Origin of the sequence: Streptococcus wuxiensis, assembly GCF_040888245.1 — a bacterium.
GTDB classification, from domain to species: Bacteria; Bacillota; Bacilli; order Lactobacillales; family Streptococcaceae; genus Streptococcus; species Streptococcus wuxiensis.
The window spans coordinates 19405-32445 of sequence record NZ_JBFNFE010000009.1; the positions used below are offsets into that span (position 1 = coordinate 19405).

A 13041-nucleotide genomic window follows, 5' to 3' on the forward strand; every position below is an offset into this window, starting at 1 on the left:
GCTCCTGTTAAAAATTAGCGTATTTCTTGTAAAAGACATTGACGCTATATCTAAATTCGTCCATTGCGTGGTTATCTTTATCAATCGGTCGGCCGTTATCGTCACGACTATAAAGACCAATCTCTTTCAAGAAATAGTAATGGTCGTACTCTTCCTCTGAATGATTGATAAGCAGGAACTGACCTGAAGATATAATGTTCTGGCCACGTTCAATCCCTACCTCGATACCCTTCGCTTTGCTACTCACATCGTGAGCATTATTCAAGGCTCCTCTTGTCTGAATCCCTAGTTTGTGCAATTCCTCTCGCAAGGATCTACAGGCCGGGTCAATCCAGACATCGGTATAGCGCATTTGATACTTGCTAACACACCACTGGATAAACGCTCGAAGCTCGACCGCATAGGTGGACATGGCTTTAACTTGACCAGTCTCAGCTCCACTATGGTAGTAATGAGCTACACGGTTGAGCCTAAAGAAAGTCTTGCCGTCCTCTCTGTGCCTAGTAACGATGTTACAAGACATTGAGGTGGCGTCAGATTGCCCACCATCGCCATTGAAATACATTTCCATAGGTTCGCCTACCAAGTTGTCCTTGATGTTCTTCTCAAGGTCAAATAGGCCGTAAATAACGCCCTGAGGCATTACACGTTGACCGAGCACGTCTCTCTTGTAGAGATAAGGATTTTTCTTCAGCGATTGGATGATGGATTGCTTGCGCTCTTCAGACAGAATAGGATTGTCATCCATGGTCCAATGGGTCCAGCGTGTGTTTTGAACGTCAAATACATCCTTAATAACAGGATGTTGAGGTGCTGGAGGGTTTAGGTCGGCTAGATGGTATCTGAGCTTAGCAGCCCACGTCCGTCTGAATGCTTCCTGGATAAAATCCATATTCAGCAAATTGATTTCACAAAAAACCACTGAGCCTAGCGACATACCAGTGATAGCACCAACACTATTAGCTTTACCTCCACCTTTATAGTAGACACGTTTAGTGCCGTTTGGTGTATCAATTAAGAGGTGGTCTCCGTGCTCATCGTGTTTGATTTTGCAATTGCCATCAAAGATGTGCATTAGACCTGTACCGTCACCGTCGATAAAAAGGCGATAGGCTTGCTCCTGGTTGTATGCAGCGATAAGATGGTTCTCGTCTGGTGACTCAATCAAATATCTTGCGTATCTGAAATGGCCTGCGGTTGTCTTACCGCTTCGAGGCGTTCCCTCGTTTACTTCAAGCTCATAGTTGAATGGTCTGCGGATGATGTCGGCTTGTTTTCTCGAAAACTTAATCTTCAACCTCGTCACCACCCTTCACGGCTTCAAGTAGAGACTCCATAAGCCCAGTATTGGACTTAGGTCCTGAAAGCTCTTGCTCTCGTTTCTTATTATCCAATTCAAGACGCTTGATACGTTCTTTTTGTTCCTTCTTATCAAGGGTGTCCTTGACATCTGTCGTAGTCAACTTGCTAATTTGTTCAAAGGCTCGGACATTCCCTTTCATAGCTTTCTGCATCATGACCATAGCCAGGGCCATTTCATTGGTCGAGTCGAAGCCTAGCTCTTCGAGTTGCTTCTTCACGTTTGGACTTGCAACTTCAGCTTGCAGGATTGTCTCGAAAGCCTTTTTTAGGTTCGCTTTTTTTCTTCTCGCTTTACCTGAAGCGACTCCCGCTTTTTTGGCACTTTCTCGGCGTTCGCTCGGAGTTCGTTCTGAATTTTTTATCAAGTTTTGCTCATTAGCCATCGCCTCACTTCCTTTTCAAAAAAATACAATCAATTCAATTTAACAGCTTCTCTTCCTGTCTCTTTTTCCCAACGTCTGATAATCAAATCGACGTATTTTGGTTCTAATTCATTGATATAACACGTCCGTCCTAGCCTCTCGCAAGCGATAAGAGTTGAACCACTTCCTCCGAAAACATCCAAAACAACATCGCCTTTCCGAGTTGATGACTTAAGCATAAGCGCTACTAGCGCGAGTGGTTTGGGAGTTGCGTGTCCGCCTGCGCTCTCTTTCTCATCCCCGCTCGTTCTATTAAAATGTAATACATTATTGAAATTCGCATGTGTCGCGTCAAAGAAAGCACGAGTCGCATAGTATTCCTGTTTGATACGGTCATAGTCCTGTTTGATACGGTCATAGTCTAATTCCCATTCATCACCGTAATAGCCTGCCACTTTTTGGAAGTGTTCTTGTGGTATGAGTGACCATTGTGACTTTGTAAACCAATGCGAGTACATTCCTACACCTGTTATCTCTTTCAGTTTCTTTGATGTCAATCCTACGCGTCCAGCGGCTTCTGCTAGTGGCTTTCTGATCGCCTCGTAACCTTCAAAGTAATTATTAGAGTTCGTGTTAAAACCTTGGACCCCCTTCATGACAAAAAGGCACTTTTCATCCGCTGTTGGGTACATTCTGGCGTGCTCCCACATTTGACCTTGACCACTTCCTTTGTCCCAGGTCAGAAGGTTTCGGAAGGTGATTTCCTGCGCCTCTTTCATCGGACGTAAGATATTGCTGTATAGGTCCATGAGTGGCTCGTCTATTCCCCAACAATACCAGCTCCCAACTTCTCGCATAGCGTCGAACGTGATAGGGACCCATTTCTTGTTGAAGTCTAATAAGTCATCGTAATTCAAATTATCATTTTGCACCCCATCCTTTTCCTTTTTCATGCCGTAAGGTGGATCTGTATAGACTGTGTCGACCTTGACACCATCTAGTAACTTCTGAATATGCATCGCATCTGTGCTATCTCCACAAGCTAGTCTATGCTCTCCTAACTGAAAAATATCGCCTGGTTTAATGTTTGTTTCTCGTAATTCCTCGTCATATTCATCTTGCTCTACCTCTTCGACATCTTCGTCCATTCCTTCAATCTTTTCAAAATCAAAACCAAAATCTTCCATATTGATATTTGTGATATCTTCGAGTTCTAACTCTAAAATTTCCATATCAAATCCCGAATTCATAGTCAGCTTATTATGAGCCAAGATATATGCTTTCTTTTGCTCGTCAGTCATGTGAGACAATCGAATAATTTCAACTTCATCATAGCCCAGTTCTTTTAAGGCGACAAAGCGTCCGTGTCCTTCGATGATAACGTTGTGTTCATCAACTGCTATCGGGTCATTATTCCCAAACTCTAGAATAGACTTTTTGATCTGTTCAATCTGTTCACGAGGATGCAGCTTCGCATTATTCTCATACATTTTGATTTTATCTATAGCCAACAATTCAATTTTCATCATTTTCTCCACAAAATAAAAAGCCACTCAAAGAGTGACTTAGTGCAAGCAGACTACAGACTTGCGTGTTAATTAGTAATCAATTTGAAAGTTTTCCTTTTTTTATTTTTTTGTAGCCTTTATGACGACGCCTGGAATTGAACCAAGGACACTTCTCAAAGGGAGCAACAAATAGAAGAGAGTGCCAGAATCCTTCTCGTCGTCTAGAGAGGCTTTCGCCTCAATTTTCATAAAGGAGTATCATCTGCCGCAGCATTTGATACTACCATTTTATCAGAATTACAAAACTGTGCTAACAAGTATCATTCTTTCCTGTACGGTTTTGTAAAGTTCAATTTAGTTCCATTCTCTCCAAAACCTCATCCAGTTCAGAAATAGCCATATTCCGCCAAGTGTAGAAAGTTGTTCTGCTGATTTCCATTTTGTCACAAATATCATCTACATACATCTTATTGATGTATGTCATCCGTAAGATTGTCCGATGTTTTGGATTTGATAGCCTGTTGATCATCCTGCTTAATTCTAACTTTCTGTCAATGATCGTCTTTGTGTCTTTCTCGATTGCATCCTTCATAGTTATCAACTGAGCATACACGTCGTCAATCTTCCTTGGTTGCCCTCCTTTAACCTTAACCTCGGACCACTTAGGACTTGAGAGCAGGCCAGCTTCAAGTTCGTTGATTTCGTCTATTCTGCTCTGGATATCCATGTCGAGGTTTTGCAACTCGCTCAAAAGCTCTTTTGCCTTCACTCTCTATCTCCTTTATGATATAATAATATTATTGAAAACGTTGTCGAGGCAGAGAGTGTCTTGGCTTTTTTTAATGCACAAATTCGTTGACCAGGTCACGGATAAAGTACTTCCATTCAGATTCCCTAAAGGTCAAGAAACGATCTGTAGTAAATTCTCTAAGCCTTTTATAGAAAAGCATCTTTAGTTGAATTGACTCGCCGACAGTCAGGAAGATACCAGGAAAGATATGCGTAGAATGCACTTCACTTCCGTATCCAGAAATATCTAAATGTATTATCATTACTGGATATGAACGTCCAACTTTAGCTTCAACTCCGAGCTCAACTTTAACCTCTTCCACAATTGGAGCTACGTTAAAAATTAGTCGTGCAGAAAATATTGGCGACGGCGTTTCTTGTTTTTTTCTTCTTCCTGAATATGGATATTTACAAGGTCTCATTCTTCAACCTCCAAAAGTTCTGGGTTCTCGTAAATATTACCAATAACTTCAAAATGATAATAAGCGAGAAATAGTGGATGCCATTCTGAAACCCTTTCTTTCAATTCATCTACAAATCTGTAAATAAAACTTGCGTAAGAACCGTGCCATTTGATGACTGCTTTTCTGCCTTTGTAATCAACTATATCCCCCTCGAAGATTTCCTTACCGTTTTTGTCACAAATACCAGTTGACTGAGTGAAGATAACACCTTCAAAATCAAAGCAGTCACTTTCACAAATTCCACCCCAGCACAAATCAACTTCTTTTGCGTAATATCGAATTGTCTCAATGTAATCTGCGAAACATTTTTCTTCTTTTATCCACACTCTAAATTTTGGAATCATCTGGCAAATCCTCCTCTTTCACAAACGAACCATCAATCCAGCGACCCTTACGGTCTTTAATTTCCTGATAGGCTAACTCAAAACATTCATCAAAATCATATCCGAGATTCTTCAGATAACCAATGCAGCGTACTAGATTGTGTCTGCATAATTCTTTACTTGCAAACCCTTGCGATAGCTGAAACTCACTAATATTCGCATTGAGTGAGATAAAGCTTTCCATCACATCTTTCTTTCGGATACTATCGGATTCTTCAAAAATCTGATTCACATCTTCCTTGATGTGCAAGGCTAGACCGACAATTACAACTGCACAATCTCCGATGCTATCCTTGGTCACTTTCTCATTCTTCTTGAGATAGCCAGCGCATAGCTCTCCAAATTCTTCACTGAGTTTCAAAGACTGCTTATCTAATCGTCCACCGTTTTCCAGGTCGCGATCAATAAACCATTTCTTAACATTTTCTAAAGTGTTCATCTGTTTTGGTCCTCCTTCTCCTGTTCATCAGATACCTCTGATATCTTTATCTCAAACTTGTGCCCGTCAATAGCGAACGTCCCGTTACTTCCTAACAAATTCTCATCTTTAATAATTGACTTTGCTGTATTCAAAACGAGCTGCCCCACTTGAAAAACAAAAGCAAGTTCTTCTAACTCTTTTTCTTCCATCTAAATTTCTACCTCTTCCCCAATTTCTGTATTATTGTACTTCTGCTCACTCACCACGAACACGTTCCCGTTTACCGTGACAGTGAATAGCTTCCGATTTTTCGTTTTTCTTCAACCTTTCCAGTGATAGCGTATTTACTATCAGCATGATAGACTAGTAAGGGTTTTTGTTGCTCGTCTATAATCGATCGTTGCATAAATAATAAGCAAGTAGTAAGTAAGGCATAGCCAATTAAGAAGCGTTTCATTCTGGAACCTCCAAAAGCTCCTGATTTTCGTAGACATTGCCGATGATTTCTCTTGAATTAGCCACATTACATAATCGTTCAAAATTGTTGTATCTAATCAAGCTATTCACAAACATTCCTAAATCTTCTCTATATTCGATAAATCCGTTTAACAAACCATCTTTTGTACCTAAAATATCTTTCTCGTATATCTCCCGTAAATTTTTATCAAACATCCCTGTGAAACGTCCTACTGATTCTATACTTACAGGACACCAAGAACCTATAGTAATGTATTGTTCATTAGCTTCTACCACTTTGTTGATAATAAATGCTCTTCCTCTATCTTCAATCAAATGTCCGTATTGCCATTCTCCTTTGCTGTTTTCGTCAATGGATAACCCTCTGAATTTTGGTATCATCTTGCACCTCCCAGGAAATTATTAACAATATTTTGCTGTTCAGTATCGATTATTTTATTTCTATAATTCAATATTGGAGCCATAACATCATTTGTCAATGCAGGCTTCAAAATGATTTCATTTGTTTCCGAAAATCTTTTACCGTTAATTTTGATTTTGATGTCATAACCGTTAGCGATATGTTCAAGGTCATCTTTAGACAGGGAAATTTCAAATCTACTCATTCTTCTACCTCCTCAACTTACTTTATGACTTTCTAAATCTCCAAACTCTTGGCCATGATTTACGAAATACGAACCGATAAGGATCGCATCTGCCTCGTCGTCTTTGACATTCAGGTTGAATCCGTCTGAAACCTTAGCAACAGCCTGCATCTTCATTGATTTCTTGCTACGGTCTTTATAGCTGAACTTCCAATACTTGCGCCAGGTCGACACGTTCACGAAGTACACGTTATCAGCAACTAGCCGTCCAAGGATGATACCTGTCACAATTCCGATACTAATCATGGATTGCTGATTGGGACCCATGACCGAGTTTTTCTCGACTACAATCGACTTAAAATGACAGTCGTACTTTTGGAGCGCCCTTGATTGAATGGCTCGCAATTCGCTAGCCATGAAGCGCCCACGTTCAAAGAATGACTTGCTCTTATGTTTAAAGACACCACTCTCGACAAGGTCTGAACCTTCAAATAAGGCCCATCCTGTCGCAGTAGTTGAAATGTCCAACGATAATGTCAGAGATTTCATTGTAGCTCTCCCTTAATTCCACAAAGGTCAAAGAGATTACGCTTGTTATTCTCGATAAACTCAAAGAATTTCTGAAGTTCGGCCAAGTTCCGTTTCTCTGCCTTGACTCCTAAGCTCGAATGGTATTCTGTCGGCACTTTCGGTGTTGCCTTAATATCTAGCCAATAGAGAGGTTCAAACACGTCGCCACTTGTGTCTAGAGAGGTATCTGCGTCCGCATTTCTGAAATGCATCTGCATATCATATTCAATCTTGTTTGTAATCGTGATATTCTTATCCACGATTTCGAGTGTGATTGTTGTCCCTGGTATGTCGATTTTATTTAGCATTTATTTTTCTCCTTTATGCTGCTTTTGGTACTAATTTTGTTTGCTTCATCCATTCATTGGCTATGTCCCAGACATCGGTTGGGACATCCTGGTTATATTTTCCACGAAACTGGACTATTTTCCCCTGTTTTACTTCTAGTGTGTAAAGAGGCATTTTTGGTTGATTTGATAAACGTACAAACACTATTAAGGTATCCCCTTTGAAATGCTTGTCTGTGTATGAACTTACACAGTGATGTAATTTCTTCCCTTCGTAGATCAGTTCGGCCACTTTTCTAGGAACGTGGAAAGCATATCCATTGATTGTCTTATCCATTCCTTCTCTAAGTTTAAACTCAGCTTCAAGTTGCTTGCGTTTCTTCTTATCTTCCAGTTTGCGTCTTTCTTCAACGAATTGATTGTATAATCCGACTGTGTGATTGTGCATTGCCGTAAAATCCTTTGGCACAAGCATAGCATCGCCTTCAGGGTCAATTCCCATTTCTCGTAGCATTTTGAGATAATCAAGATACTCATTGAATTCAATGTGATGCTTAATAACCCATTTTTGAAATTTATTGATCCCTACACCTTTCGGTATATGCTTAATGTCGTGGTAAGTCAGATAAGACTCGATTCCAGGCACCAGCTGGCCGTTCCGCTCTTTCAACCGACGGCTCAATTCAAATTCATTGAAACTACGATTCGAATTCTTAAAGAATTGTTTGTTCTTTTGAAGCCATCTGCGGTTCAAGGTTCGCATATCTACATTTCTTGTAAATCCAATCCTGTAATCTGGATACATGATTTCGTTGGCCAATCTATAAGCATGAATTTTCTGAGCAAATTCAATTTCAAACTTATATTTGTAAAGTCGTTCGATTTCCCAAAAATAGATATTATCGAATTTCAAATATTTGAGTTCGGATACTTTTTGAAGTCTCTTTTCCCAATTGTTTGGATAAAAAATATTTCCTGTGTAAAAACCGCCACTAAAGAAATTAGCGAATAGATATGGATAAAATTGTCCGTTGAAATCCTGGCCAATCTTTGTGTGTTTGTCATTTTCAAATCGCTCTAGATTGGTAAGTTGAAAATTGATAAATTGTTTCCCTTCGACCAGCTTCGAGCTAAATTCATAAGATTGAATTTCGATGCGTTTCGACGTGCTGAGAACGATTGAGAAAAAATAGGTCTTGTCATAAAAAGTGAGCCGTGACGACTTCGTCAGTCGCTTTTCAATACAATGGCCAAGGTCTAAGTCTGAAGCGATTATTGTCTTGTCCTTATTGCTCCATTTGTACGTTGTAATCTGCGAATAACACCATCTCCAAAAGTCTGCAGGTGGTTTCAAACGTCTATCAGCTTCTCGCTTGCATTGTTCGTTGATCTTGCTCATGCTAATTCTTCAAAAAGGTCCAATTGGCCTTCGACTACTCCTTTCTCCTTCTTAATTTTAGATTTCTTGATGATATCATCACCTGGACCAGCGCCTTTTCTAATTTTGGCCACGTCAATCTTCTCTTCTTGAGAATTCTGAGGTTTTTCTTTCTTGATAGCTTCGACTGGTACCTGCTCGATGTTGGATACTTGTGAATTTGAAATGAAATACTCTCGAATCCATCCAAAAACAGTCTCATCATCGATGCAAGCCACTCCGTTTTCAGCGAATTTGCGAGCTTTTTCTTTTGCATATTTTAGAGCGCATGTCAGAGAATATCGCTCTTTTAAGATGCCTTGAAATAGTTCTTCATCTTCCTGGCCACAAATCCAGTTATGAATGCAATCAAGTGCAAGATCGTGTGGTTTGTTTAATTCCTCTAGCAACTTGGCCAGAGCTTTTTCTTTGATTTCATTCATGTCATTTCAAAAAAATGCGACTGCCTCTGTTGTTGTGAGTTTGGCTAAATACGGGCAGTCGCTCGTCCAAGGTCACATAACCTTTACTGACGTGTTTCTAGTTCGCAGTTTTACAAGAATGCACGGCTTGTTTAATTTATTTACATTTCAATCAGGTCGTTCAGAGTAACGACTGCATCTAGTTTTTTCTGGCTTCTGCAGTAGTCACAATGACCGCACTTCTTAGGCTTTTGTTTCCCCTGGATCACGTTCCAGACTTCGACGATTTCGGACTTGATTTTTTCTAGGCCTTCCTCAAGCCATTCATCGTCAATTTTCAGAATTTCACGGTCTGGCACGTTTTCCTTGCTTACCGCTACGATGTAAGGTCTAAAATCGTTTCCTGTCATTTGTTTTAAGAGTTCACGATACAGACCAAGCTGTCCGTGATACCCAAAATTCAAAATGTTATTGACTGCAGCAGGCACTCGCTTCTTGAGTTCTGCGCTCCATTCTTCAGCATAGATGGACTTCATGGTTTTTAAATCCACAAAGTAGCCACGGCTCAAATTTACACTGTCTAACTTCCCTTTGATTGGTACGCCTTCGATTTCGCCATAGACAATCAATTCTTTTTGAACTTCATCCGATGAGTAGCCATGGTATAAGCGGTTGAAACCTTCATCGTCTTTCAGGCTTTCAATCATCTTGTCGCCAATCACAAAGTCAGATTTGAGGTTTCCTTTATTCTTGCCTGTCTTGGCAAGTAGCTTCTCGCCATTCTCAGACATAAACTGCTGATGCACTTCTGGACTTTCAAAGTAACTGTGAACGTAGTTGCCGAGTAGGAGAGGGGTCTCGTCACTCTCTTCTACCCATTGGCCACTATCTAGGGCAAAGGCTTTCGCTTGGCATTGCTGATACCGTTTGAAACGTGAGTTGGTCAACCAGCTTGTGTCTTGGTAGTAGTTCTCTTGTGTTAATTCTTCCATGGATCCTACTCCTTCACATTGATGGTGTTGCCTTCTAGCAAGCTGATTTCTTCAAAAACTTCGCCCGTTTCTTCGTCGAATTTTGGAGTTTCTTCAGCATGGTGGCTTGTATCAGTGGTTGTCACTTCTTGCTCAATGACCTCCTTTTTCTTGCGAGGTGCTTTTTTAGGTTTTTCAGGCTCTTGAACTTCTGGCACTTCTTCAGGTTCGACCACCTCGCCCATGATAGCGTCCAGCGTTTCTACTGGTTCGCTTGGGGTGATGTCTTTCACGTTGCGCTCGTTGTCAAACTCATTTTCAGTAGTTCGATTGACTGCATCAATGAACAAGTCATTGTCGTCTGATGTGTTAAAGAATTGTTTGGCAGCACGATTGATAACTGTGCGCTTGGCCATTTCCTGTGGGAAGTTCTTCTGAACGCTTCCGTTTCGTGACTGTGCCCAGGACTTATCAATTTCTTTCTTAGTCATGATCGTGAGGATTTTCTCCCCGTCTGTTTTTTCAATCACACAATAGGCACCTTCGATTGGATTGTCCTGGTTCTTCCAGCTTGACTTGTGGCTGACAAATTTCCAGCGCCCGTCCACGTTTTCAGCTTCAAACTCGTCGCCTTCAAAGATAATCTGAGCATAGATGTCTTTCACTTCAGGTAACTGTTTAACGACCTTCATGGTTCCAAAATATGAACGGTTTAATTTAACCGTGTTCCCATAAGGAATGAAATAGCATTGTGTCTTAGCAGGGCTTAGACCTTGTGTGACCATATCAAGCAAAGCATTATAAACACTTTCGGGTGTGCATTTCTCCAGTAGATTTCCGCCAGGTGCATTTTTTAATGCGTAGTAGGCTGAACTCAGGGCGTTACTTACGCTATAATTTGGTGCGATTAGCAAGCCTTCACCTTTCATGGCTTCAATTCGGGTTGCAACGTTCGATGTGATTTGTTTTTGTGTTAATTCGTTCATTTCTTTCTACCTTTCGTTTTCTTCAAGTTCCAATTTTCACGCTTCAATCGTGTATTTTTGTTCTTCCGAAGTTTACCCTTAGGCTTTCGATTACCTGTTCAAGCATACGCTTTGATAAGCCTGTCTCTTTTCGGATATCTAATGCCGTGATAGGCTCTTCAAAACTTGCTTCGTTAATAATCAAGTTCAAAACTTCAATTTCAATCGAATTCATTTCTCTACTGATCATGTGTGCTCCCTTTCGTTTTTAAATTTCGTCACCTACATAGCGCCATTGCCCACAGCCAATATATACATACTCGTTTGGGTCAAGTTCTTCTTGCTCTTCAGGCGGTTCCATCATGTCCCTGTCATAGTTAAACAATCCGTCCATCTAATTGGTCCTCGTACTTTCTCCAAAGTTTAGAAATCTCCTTCAAGTACTTTTTGATGTCGTGTTTTTTGTACCAATCAAGGCGCTTGCATTCATTGACTGATACGCAGGGATAGAGCTTATTCTCAATCTCTGGTATCGTCATCTTCTTCCTGCTCCACTTCTTCGTTTTCTTCTTTGGTTTCAATCTTGATTGAAAGACGCTCTGTAGCTTCATCAACCGACTTGCCGTCCAAGACGTCCTTGATCATGTGACTGACATCGTGCATCGCTTTAGCTTTAGCTTTCGACTTTTCATCGTCTGGCATCAATCCGACATCTTGTAGAGCCAGAAAGGCTAAACTGAAAGTGTGCATTTCTTTCTGAAGTTGTTCAATTTTCTTGATCGTTTTGATTGCTTTTAGTACGTTAATCATGTTGTTGTGCTCCCTTTTGGTTTAATTGTTCTTTTTCTTTGTAGATAGCCAATCGTTGCTTCAAGTCGTAGTTTTCTTGGTCGGTCATAAAGCGACGCTTGCGTTCTTCGTTCAGGTCATCCATGAGCTCGACTGCGACTACTCTCCAGTCAAGGTTGATTGCCTTGAAAAAACCTTCGTGTTTGAGTTTAAATTTAGTAAATAGTTTCATTGTTGCTCCTTTTTCAAATTGCAGTTTTCTGCCAGTTTTTGTGATACCAGTCAATGACGGCATCCCTTGGATATTTTTCACGCTTGCCCTCAATTCTTGGGAAATCTGCGTGTCGGTTGAAGCGCTCGTCGAATGTCGTCGTGTCCTTTGTTCCAAGTAACATTTCTGAGCATTGCGACTTGTTTAATTCCATTGGATAACGCCTTTTCTCATCGGTCACAATCGTCATGACTTTGAGTGTTCTATCCATCAAACCAGCTTCAAACTGGTCTAACATTTGAATCATTAGATCATTCATGATATAATCCTCTTGTAAATAATTTTGATTAGTGCCTGATTGCAGTCAGGTGCTTTTTTGCTATCCCCTTTTCTGCTATAATGAAACCAGAAAGGAGGGTAAAAAATGTCATTTGATAAAAATATAGCTGATAAAATCTTAGAGTTTGCTAAGCTGGAGCCGACTGTCCCAGCGGGTACTTCTCATGATTTCCGTTCTGAAGAGTTTGATCAAGATGATTTTAGAGATACCGCTAAGAAACTAATCTCAACTGGTCAAATTTCAGGACATCTTGAAGAAGATTTCTCAGGATTCTATATCGCTTTCAGATTGTAATTTCTGAATTTCAGCAATCACTGTCGCATCGATTTCAATAACATCTGGAATTGCTGTGATGGTGATTTTTGGTTTCTTATCCGCAGGCATTTCTAGCTTAAAATCAATTACCCCTCGGCCAAGCTCCCAGTCATTGATTTTTACTGAATAACCTGAAGAATTAAGAGATTGACCCTCAGTAGGTTCTTGTTTGGGTTTAATGCTTAGTTTTAATTGCTTCATGCGCACTCCTTTTCAATTTTGCAAAGTCCTAAATTTTAAATTTCTCTCTTTTATTTATTTAGAGAAGTATTAGTTTGTTGTAAGTTAGTATTTATTACTAAGTTAGTGCCGTAAGGCTTAGATTATTGTATAGTTAGTTATTATTATTTATTAGTTATTATTAGTGTCGGATTTTTCAACTTTTGAACTTTTCAACTTTGTAA

General features: G+C 40.2%; 23 protein-coding genes. 1 reads left to right on the forward strand and 22 read right to left on the reverse strand.

Features of this window, described 5'->3' with window-relative positions:
* Positions 1-7: 7 nt before the first annotated feature.
* The 21 genes from AB2B47_RS08280 to AB2B47_RS08380 form a co-directional block, all read right to left on the reverse strand.
* Positions 8-1297, reverse strand: coding sequence for a PBSX family phage terminase large subunit (locus AB2B47_RS08280; protein ID WP_414170812.1), 1290 nt, complete (start codon positions 1295-1297; stop codon positions 8-10).
* On the reverse strand, positions 1287-1745 hold the full coding sequence (locus AB2B47_RS08285; RefSeq protein ID WP_320694078.1) for a stress-induced protein: 459 nt from the start codon (positions 1743-1745) through the stop codon (positions 1287-1289). Before AB2B47_RS08285 ends, AB2B47_RS08280 begins: the two co-directional genes overlap by 11 nt.
* A 29-nt stretch (positions 1746-1774) precedes the next feature.
* On the reverse strand, positions 1775-3250 hold the full coding sequence (locus AB2B47_RS08290; RefSeq protein ID WP_320694079.1) for a site-specific DNA-methyltransferase: 1476 nt from the start codon (positions 3248-3250) through the stop codon (positions 1775-1777).
* Positions 3251-3581: 331 nt separating this feature from the next.
* Positions 3582-3959 carry a DUF1492 domain-containing protein gene (locus tag AB2B47_RS08295; protein ID WP_320694099.1) on the reverse strand — a complete coding sequence of 126 codons (378 nt, stop codon included), beginning with the start codon at positions 3957-3959 and terminating at the stop codon, positions 3582-3584.
* A 112-nt stretch (positions 3960-4071) separates the two neighbouring features.
* Complete coding sequence (locus tag AB2B47_RS08300) at positions 4072-4443, reverse strand: hypothetical protein (RefSeq protein WP_320694080.1); 372 nt, start codon at positions 4441-4443, stop codon at positions 4072-4074.
* The gene (locus AB2B47_RS08305) at positions 4440-4829 is read right to left on the reverse strand and encodes a YopX family protein (RefSeq protein ID WP_320694081.1); all 390 of its coding nucleotides are present in this window, start codon (positions 4827-4829) and stop codon (positions 4440-4442) included. Before AB2B47_RS08305 ends, AB2B47_RS08300 begins: the two co-directional genes overlap by 4 nt.
* Positions 4813-5307 carry a MazG-like family protein gene (locus AB2B47_RS08310; RefSeq protein WP_320694082.1) on the reverse strand — a complete coding sequence of 165 codons (495 nt, stop codon included), beginning with the start codon at positions 5305-5307 and terminating at the stop codon, positions 4813-4815. Before AB2B47_RS08310 ends, AB2B47_RS08305 begins: the two co-directional genes overlap by 17 nt.
* Positions 5304-5498, reverse strand: a complete 195-nt coding sequence (locus AB2B47_RS08315) for a hypothetical protein (protein WP_320694083.1) — start codon at positions 5496-5498, stop codon at positions 5304-5306. The genes AB2B47_RS08310 and AB2B47_RS08315 overlap by 4 nt, the downstream gene beginning before the upstream one ends.
* Positions 5499-5569: 71 nt before the next feature.
* Positions 5570-5746, reverse strand: coding sequence for a hypothetical protein (locus AB2B47_RS08320; RefSeq protein WP_320694084.1), 177 nt, complete (start codon positions 5744-5746; stop codon positions 5570-5572).
* Entirely contained in the window at positions 5743-6147 is a 405-nt protein-coding gene (locus tag AB2B47_RS08325; protein ID WP_006155076.1) for a YopX family protein, read from the reverse strand. Before AB2B47_RS08325 ends, AB2B47_RS08320 begins: the two co-directional genes overlap by 4 nt.
* Positions 6144-6371, reverse strand: coding sequence for a hypothetical protein (locus AB2B47_RS08330; RefSeq protein WP_006155019.1), 228 nt, complete (start codon positions 6369-6371; stop codon positions 6144-6146). The genes AB2B47_RS08325 and AB2B47_RS08330 overlap by 4 nt, the downstream gene beginning before the upstream one ends.
* Positions 6372-6383: 12 nt before the next feature.
* On the reverse strand, positions 6384-6899 hold the full coding sequence (locus AB2B47_RS08335; RefSeq protein WP_320694085.1) for a RuvC family protein: 516 nt from the start codon (positions 6897-6899) through the stop codon (positions 6384-6386).
* Positions 6896-7228, reverse strand: coding sequence for a hypothetical protein (locus AB2B47_RS08340; RefSeq protein ID WP_320694086.1), 333 nt, complete (start codon positions 7226-7228; stop codon positions 6896-6898). The genes AB2B47_RS08335 and AB2B47_RS08340 overlap by 4 nt, the downstream gene beginning before the upstream one ends.
* Before the next feature lie 13 nt (positions 7229-7241).
* Positions 7242-8606: a PcfJ domain-containing protein gene (locus tag AB2B47_RS08345; protein WP_320694087.1), complete on the reverse strand. Its 1365-nt coding sequence runs from the start codon at positions 8604-8606 to the stop codon at positions 7242-7244.
* Entirely contained in the window at positions 8603-9067 is a 465-nt protein-coding gene (locus AB2B47_RS08350; protein ID WP_320694088.1) for a Cas9 inhibitor AcrIIA9 family protein, read from the reverse strand. Before AB2B47_RS08350 ends, AB2B47_RS08345 begins: the two co-directional genes overlap by 4 nt.
* Before the next feature lie 140 nt (positions 9068-9207).
* Positions 9208-10038, reverse strand: coding sequence for a PD-(D/E)XK nuclease-like domain-containing protein (locus AB2B47_RS08355; RefSeq protein ID WP_320694089.1), 831 nt, complete (start codon positions 10036-10038; stop codon positions 9208-9210).
* A 5-nt stretch (positions 10039-10043) separates the two neighbouring features.
* Positions 10044-11003 (reverse strand): recombinase RecT, encoded by a 960-nt coding sequence (locus AB2B47_RS08360; protein WP_320694090.1) that lies wholly within the window; start codon positions 11001-11003, stop codon positions 10044-10046.
* Between the two features lie 43 nt (positions 11004-11046).
* Positions 11047-11232: a hypothetical protein gene (locus AB2B47_RS08365; RefSeq protein ID WP_320694091.1), complete on the reverse strand. Its 186-nt coding sequence runs from the start codon at positions 11230-11232 to the stop codon at positions 11047-11049.
* Positions 11233-11501: 269 nt separating this feature from the next.
* Positions 11502-11792 (reverse strand): hypothetical protein, encoded by a 291-nt coding sequence (locus AB2B47_RS08370; protein WP_320694092.1) that lies wholly within the window; start codon positions 11790-11792, stop codon positions 11502-11504.
* Entirely contained in the window at positions 11785-12003 is a 219-nt protein-coding gene (locus AB2B47_RS08375) for a hypothetical protein (protein WP_320694093.1), read from the reverse strand. The genes AB2B47_RS08370 and AB2B47_RS08375 overlap by 8 nt, the downstream gene beginning before the upstream one ends.
* A gap of 13 nt (positions 12004-12016) precedes the next feature.
* Positions 12017-12301 (reverse strand): DNA-binding protein, encoded by a 285-nt coding sequence (locus AB2B47_RS08380; protein ID WP_320694094.1) that lies wholly within the window; start codon positions 12299-12301, stop codon positions 12017-12019.
* A gap of 105 nt (positions 12302-12406) precedes the next feature.
* Here AB2B47_RS08380 and AB2B47_RS08385 point away from each other — a divergent pair, with 105 nt between their 5' ends.
* Positions 12407-12616, forward strand: a complete 210-nt coding sequence (locus AB2B47_RS08385; RefSeq protein WP_320694095.1) for a hypothetical protein — start codon at positions 12407-12409, stop codon at positions 12614-12616.
* On the opposite strand, the gene AB2B47_RS08390 is transcribed toward AB2B47_RS08385, so the two are convergent.
* Entirely contained in the window at positions 12587-12838 is a 252-nt protein-coding gene (locus AB2B47_RS08390; protein ID WP_320694096.1) for a hypothetical protein, read from the reverse strand. The genes AB2B47_RS08385 and AB2B47_RS08390 overlap by 30 nt on opposite strands.
* Positions 12839-13041 lie beyond the last annotated feature (203 nt).

Bases quoted from the DNA above. Each gene is read 5' to 3' on its own strand.
- AB2B47_RS08305 (WP_320694081.1), bottom strand. From the start codon at position 4,829: ATGATTCCAAAATTTAGAGTGTGGATAAAAGAAGAAAAATGTTTCGCA.
- AB2B47_RS08290 (WP_320694079.1), bottom strand. From the start codon at position 3,250: ATGAAAATTGAATTGTTGGCTATAGATAAAATCAAAATGTATGAGAAT.
- AB2B47_RS08365 (WP_320694091.1), bottom strand. From the start codon at position 11,232: ATGATCAGTAGAGAAATGAATTCGATTGAAATTGAAGTTTTGAACTTG.
- AB2B47_RS08390 (WP_320694096.1), bottom strand. From the start codon at position 12,838: ATGAAGCAATTAAAACTAAGCATTAAACCCAAACAAGAACCTACTGAG.
- AB2B47_RS08385 (WP_320694095.1), top strand. From the start codon at position 12,407: ATGTCATTTGATAAAAATATAGCTGATAAAATCTTAGAGTTTGCTAAG.
- AB2B47_RS08360 (WP_320694090.1), bottom strand. From the start codon at position 11,003: ATGAACGAATTAACACAAAAACAAATCACATCGAACGTTGCAACCCGA.
- AB2B47_RS08380 (WP_320694094.1), bottom strand. From the start codon at position 12,301: ATGAATGATCTAATGATTCAAATGTTAGACCAGTTTGAAGCTGGTTTG.
- AB2B47_RS08285 (WP_320694078.1), bottom strand. From the start codon at position 1,745: ATGGCTAATGAGCAAAACTTGATAAAAAATTCAGAACGAACTCCGAGC.
- AB2B47_RS08330 (WP_006155019.1), bottom strand. From the start codon at position 6,371: ATGAGTAGATTTGAAATTTCCCTGTCTAAAGATGACCTTGAACATATC.
- AB2B47_RS08340 (WP_320694086.1), bottom strand. From the start codon at position 7,228: ATGCTAAATAAAATCGACATACCAGGGACAACAATCACACTCGAAATC.
- AB2B47_RS08300 (WP_320694080.1), bottom strand. From the start codon at position 4,443: ATGAGACCTTGTAAATATCCATATTCAGGAAGAAGAAAAAAACAAGAA.
- AB2B47_RS08375 (WP_320694093.1), bottom strand. From the start codon at position 12,003: ATGAAACTATTTACTAAATTTAAACTCAAACACGAAGGTTTTTTCAAG.
- AB2B47_RS08370 (WP_320694092.1), bottom strand. From the start codon at position 11,792: ATGATTAACGTACTAAAAGCAATCAAAACGATCAAGAAAATTGAACAA.
- AB2B47_RS08315 (WP_320694083.1), bottom strand. From the start codon at position 5,498: ATGGAAGAAAAAGAGTTAGAAGAACTTGCTTTTGTTTTTCAAGTGGGG.
- AB2B47_RS08335 (WP_320694085.1), bottom strand. From the start codon at position 6,899: ATGAAATCTCTGACATTATCGTTGGACATTTCAACTACTGCGACAGGA.
- AB2B47_RS08325 (WP_006155076.1), bottom strand. From the start codon at position 6,147: ATGATACCAAAATTCAGAGGGTTATCCATTGACGAAAACAGCAAAGGA.
- AB2B47_RS08345 (WP_320694087.1), bottom strand. From the start codon at position 8,606: ATGAGCAAGATCAACGAACAATGCAAGCGAGAAGCTGATAGACGTTTG.
- AB2B47_RS08310 (WP_320694082.1), bottom strand. From the start codon at position 5,307: ATGAACACTTTAGAAAATGTTAAGAAATGGTTTATTGATCGCGACCTG.
- AB2B47_RS08350 (WP_320694088.1), bottom strand. From the start codon at position 9,067: ATGAATGAAATCAAAGAAAAAGCTCTGGCCAAGTTGCTAGAGGAATTA.
- AB2B47_RS08295 (WP_320694099.1), bottom strand. From the start codon at position 3,959: ATGGATATCCAGAGCAGAATAGACGAAATCAACGAACTTGAAGCTGGC.
- AB2B47_RS08320 (WP_320694084.1), bottom strand. From the start codon at position 5,746: ATGAAACGCTTCTTAATTGGCTATGCCTTACTTACTACTTGCTTATTA.
- AB2B47_RS08355 (WP_320694089.1), bottom strand. From the start codon at position 10,038: ATGGAAGAATTAACACAAGAGAACTACTACCAAGACACAAGCTGGTTG.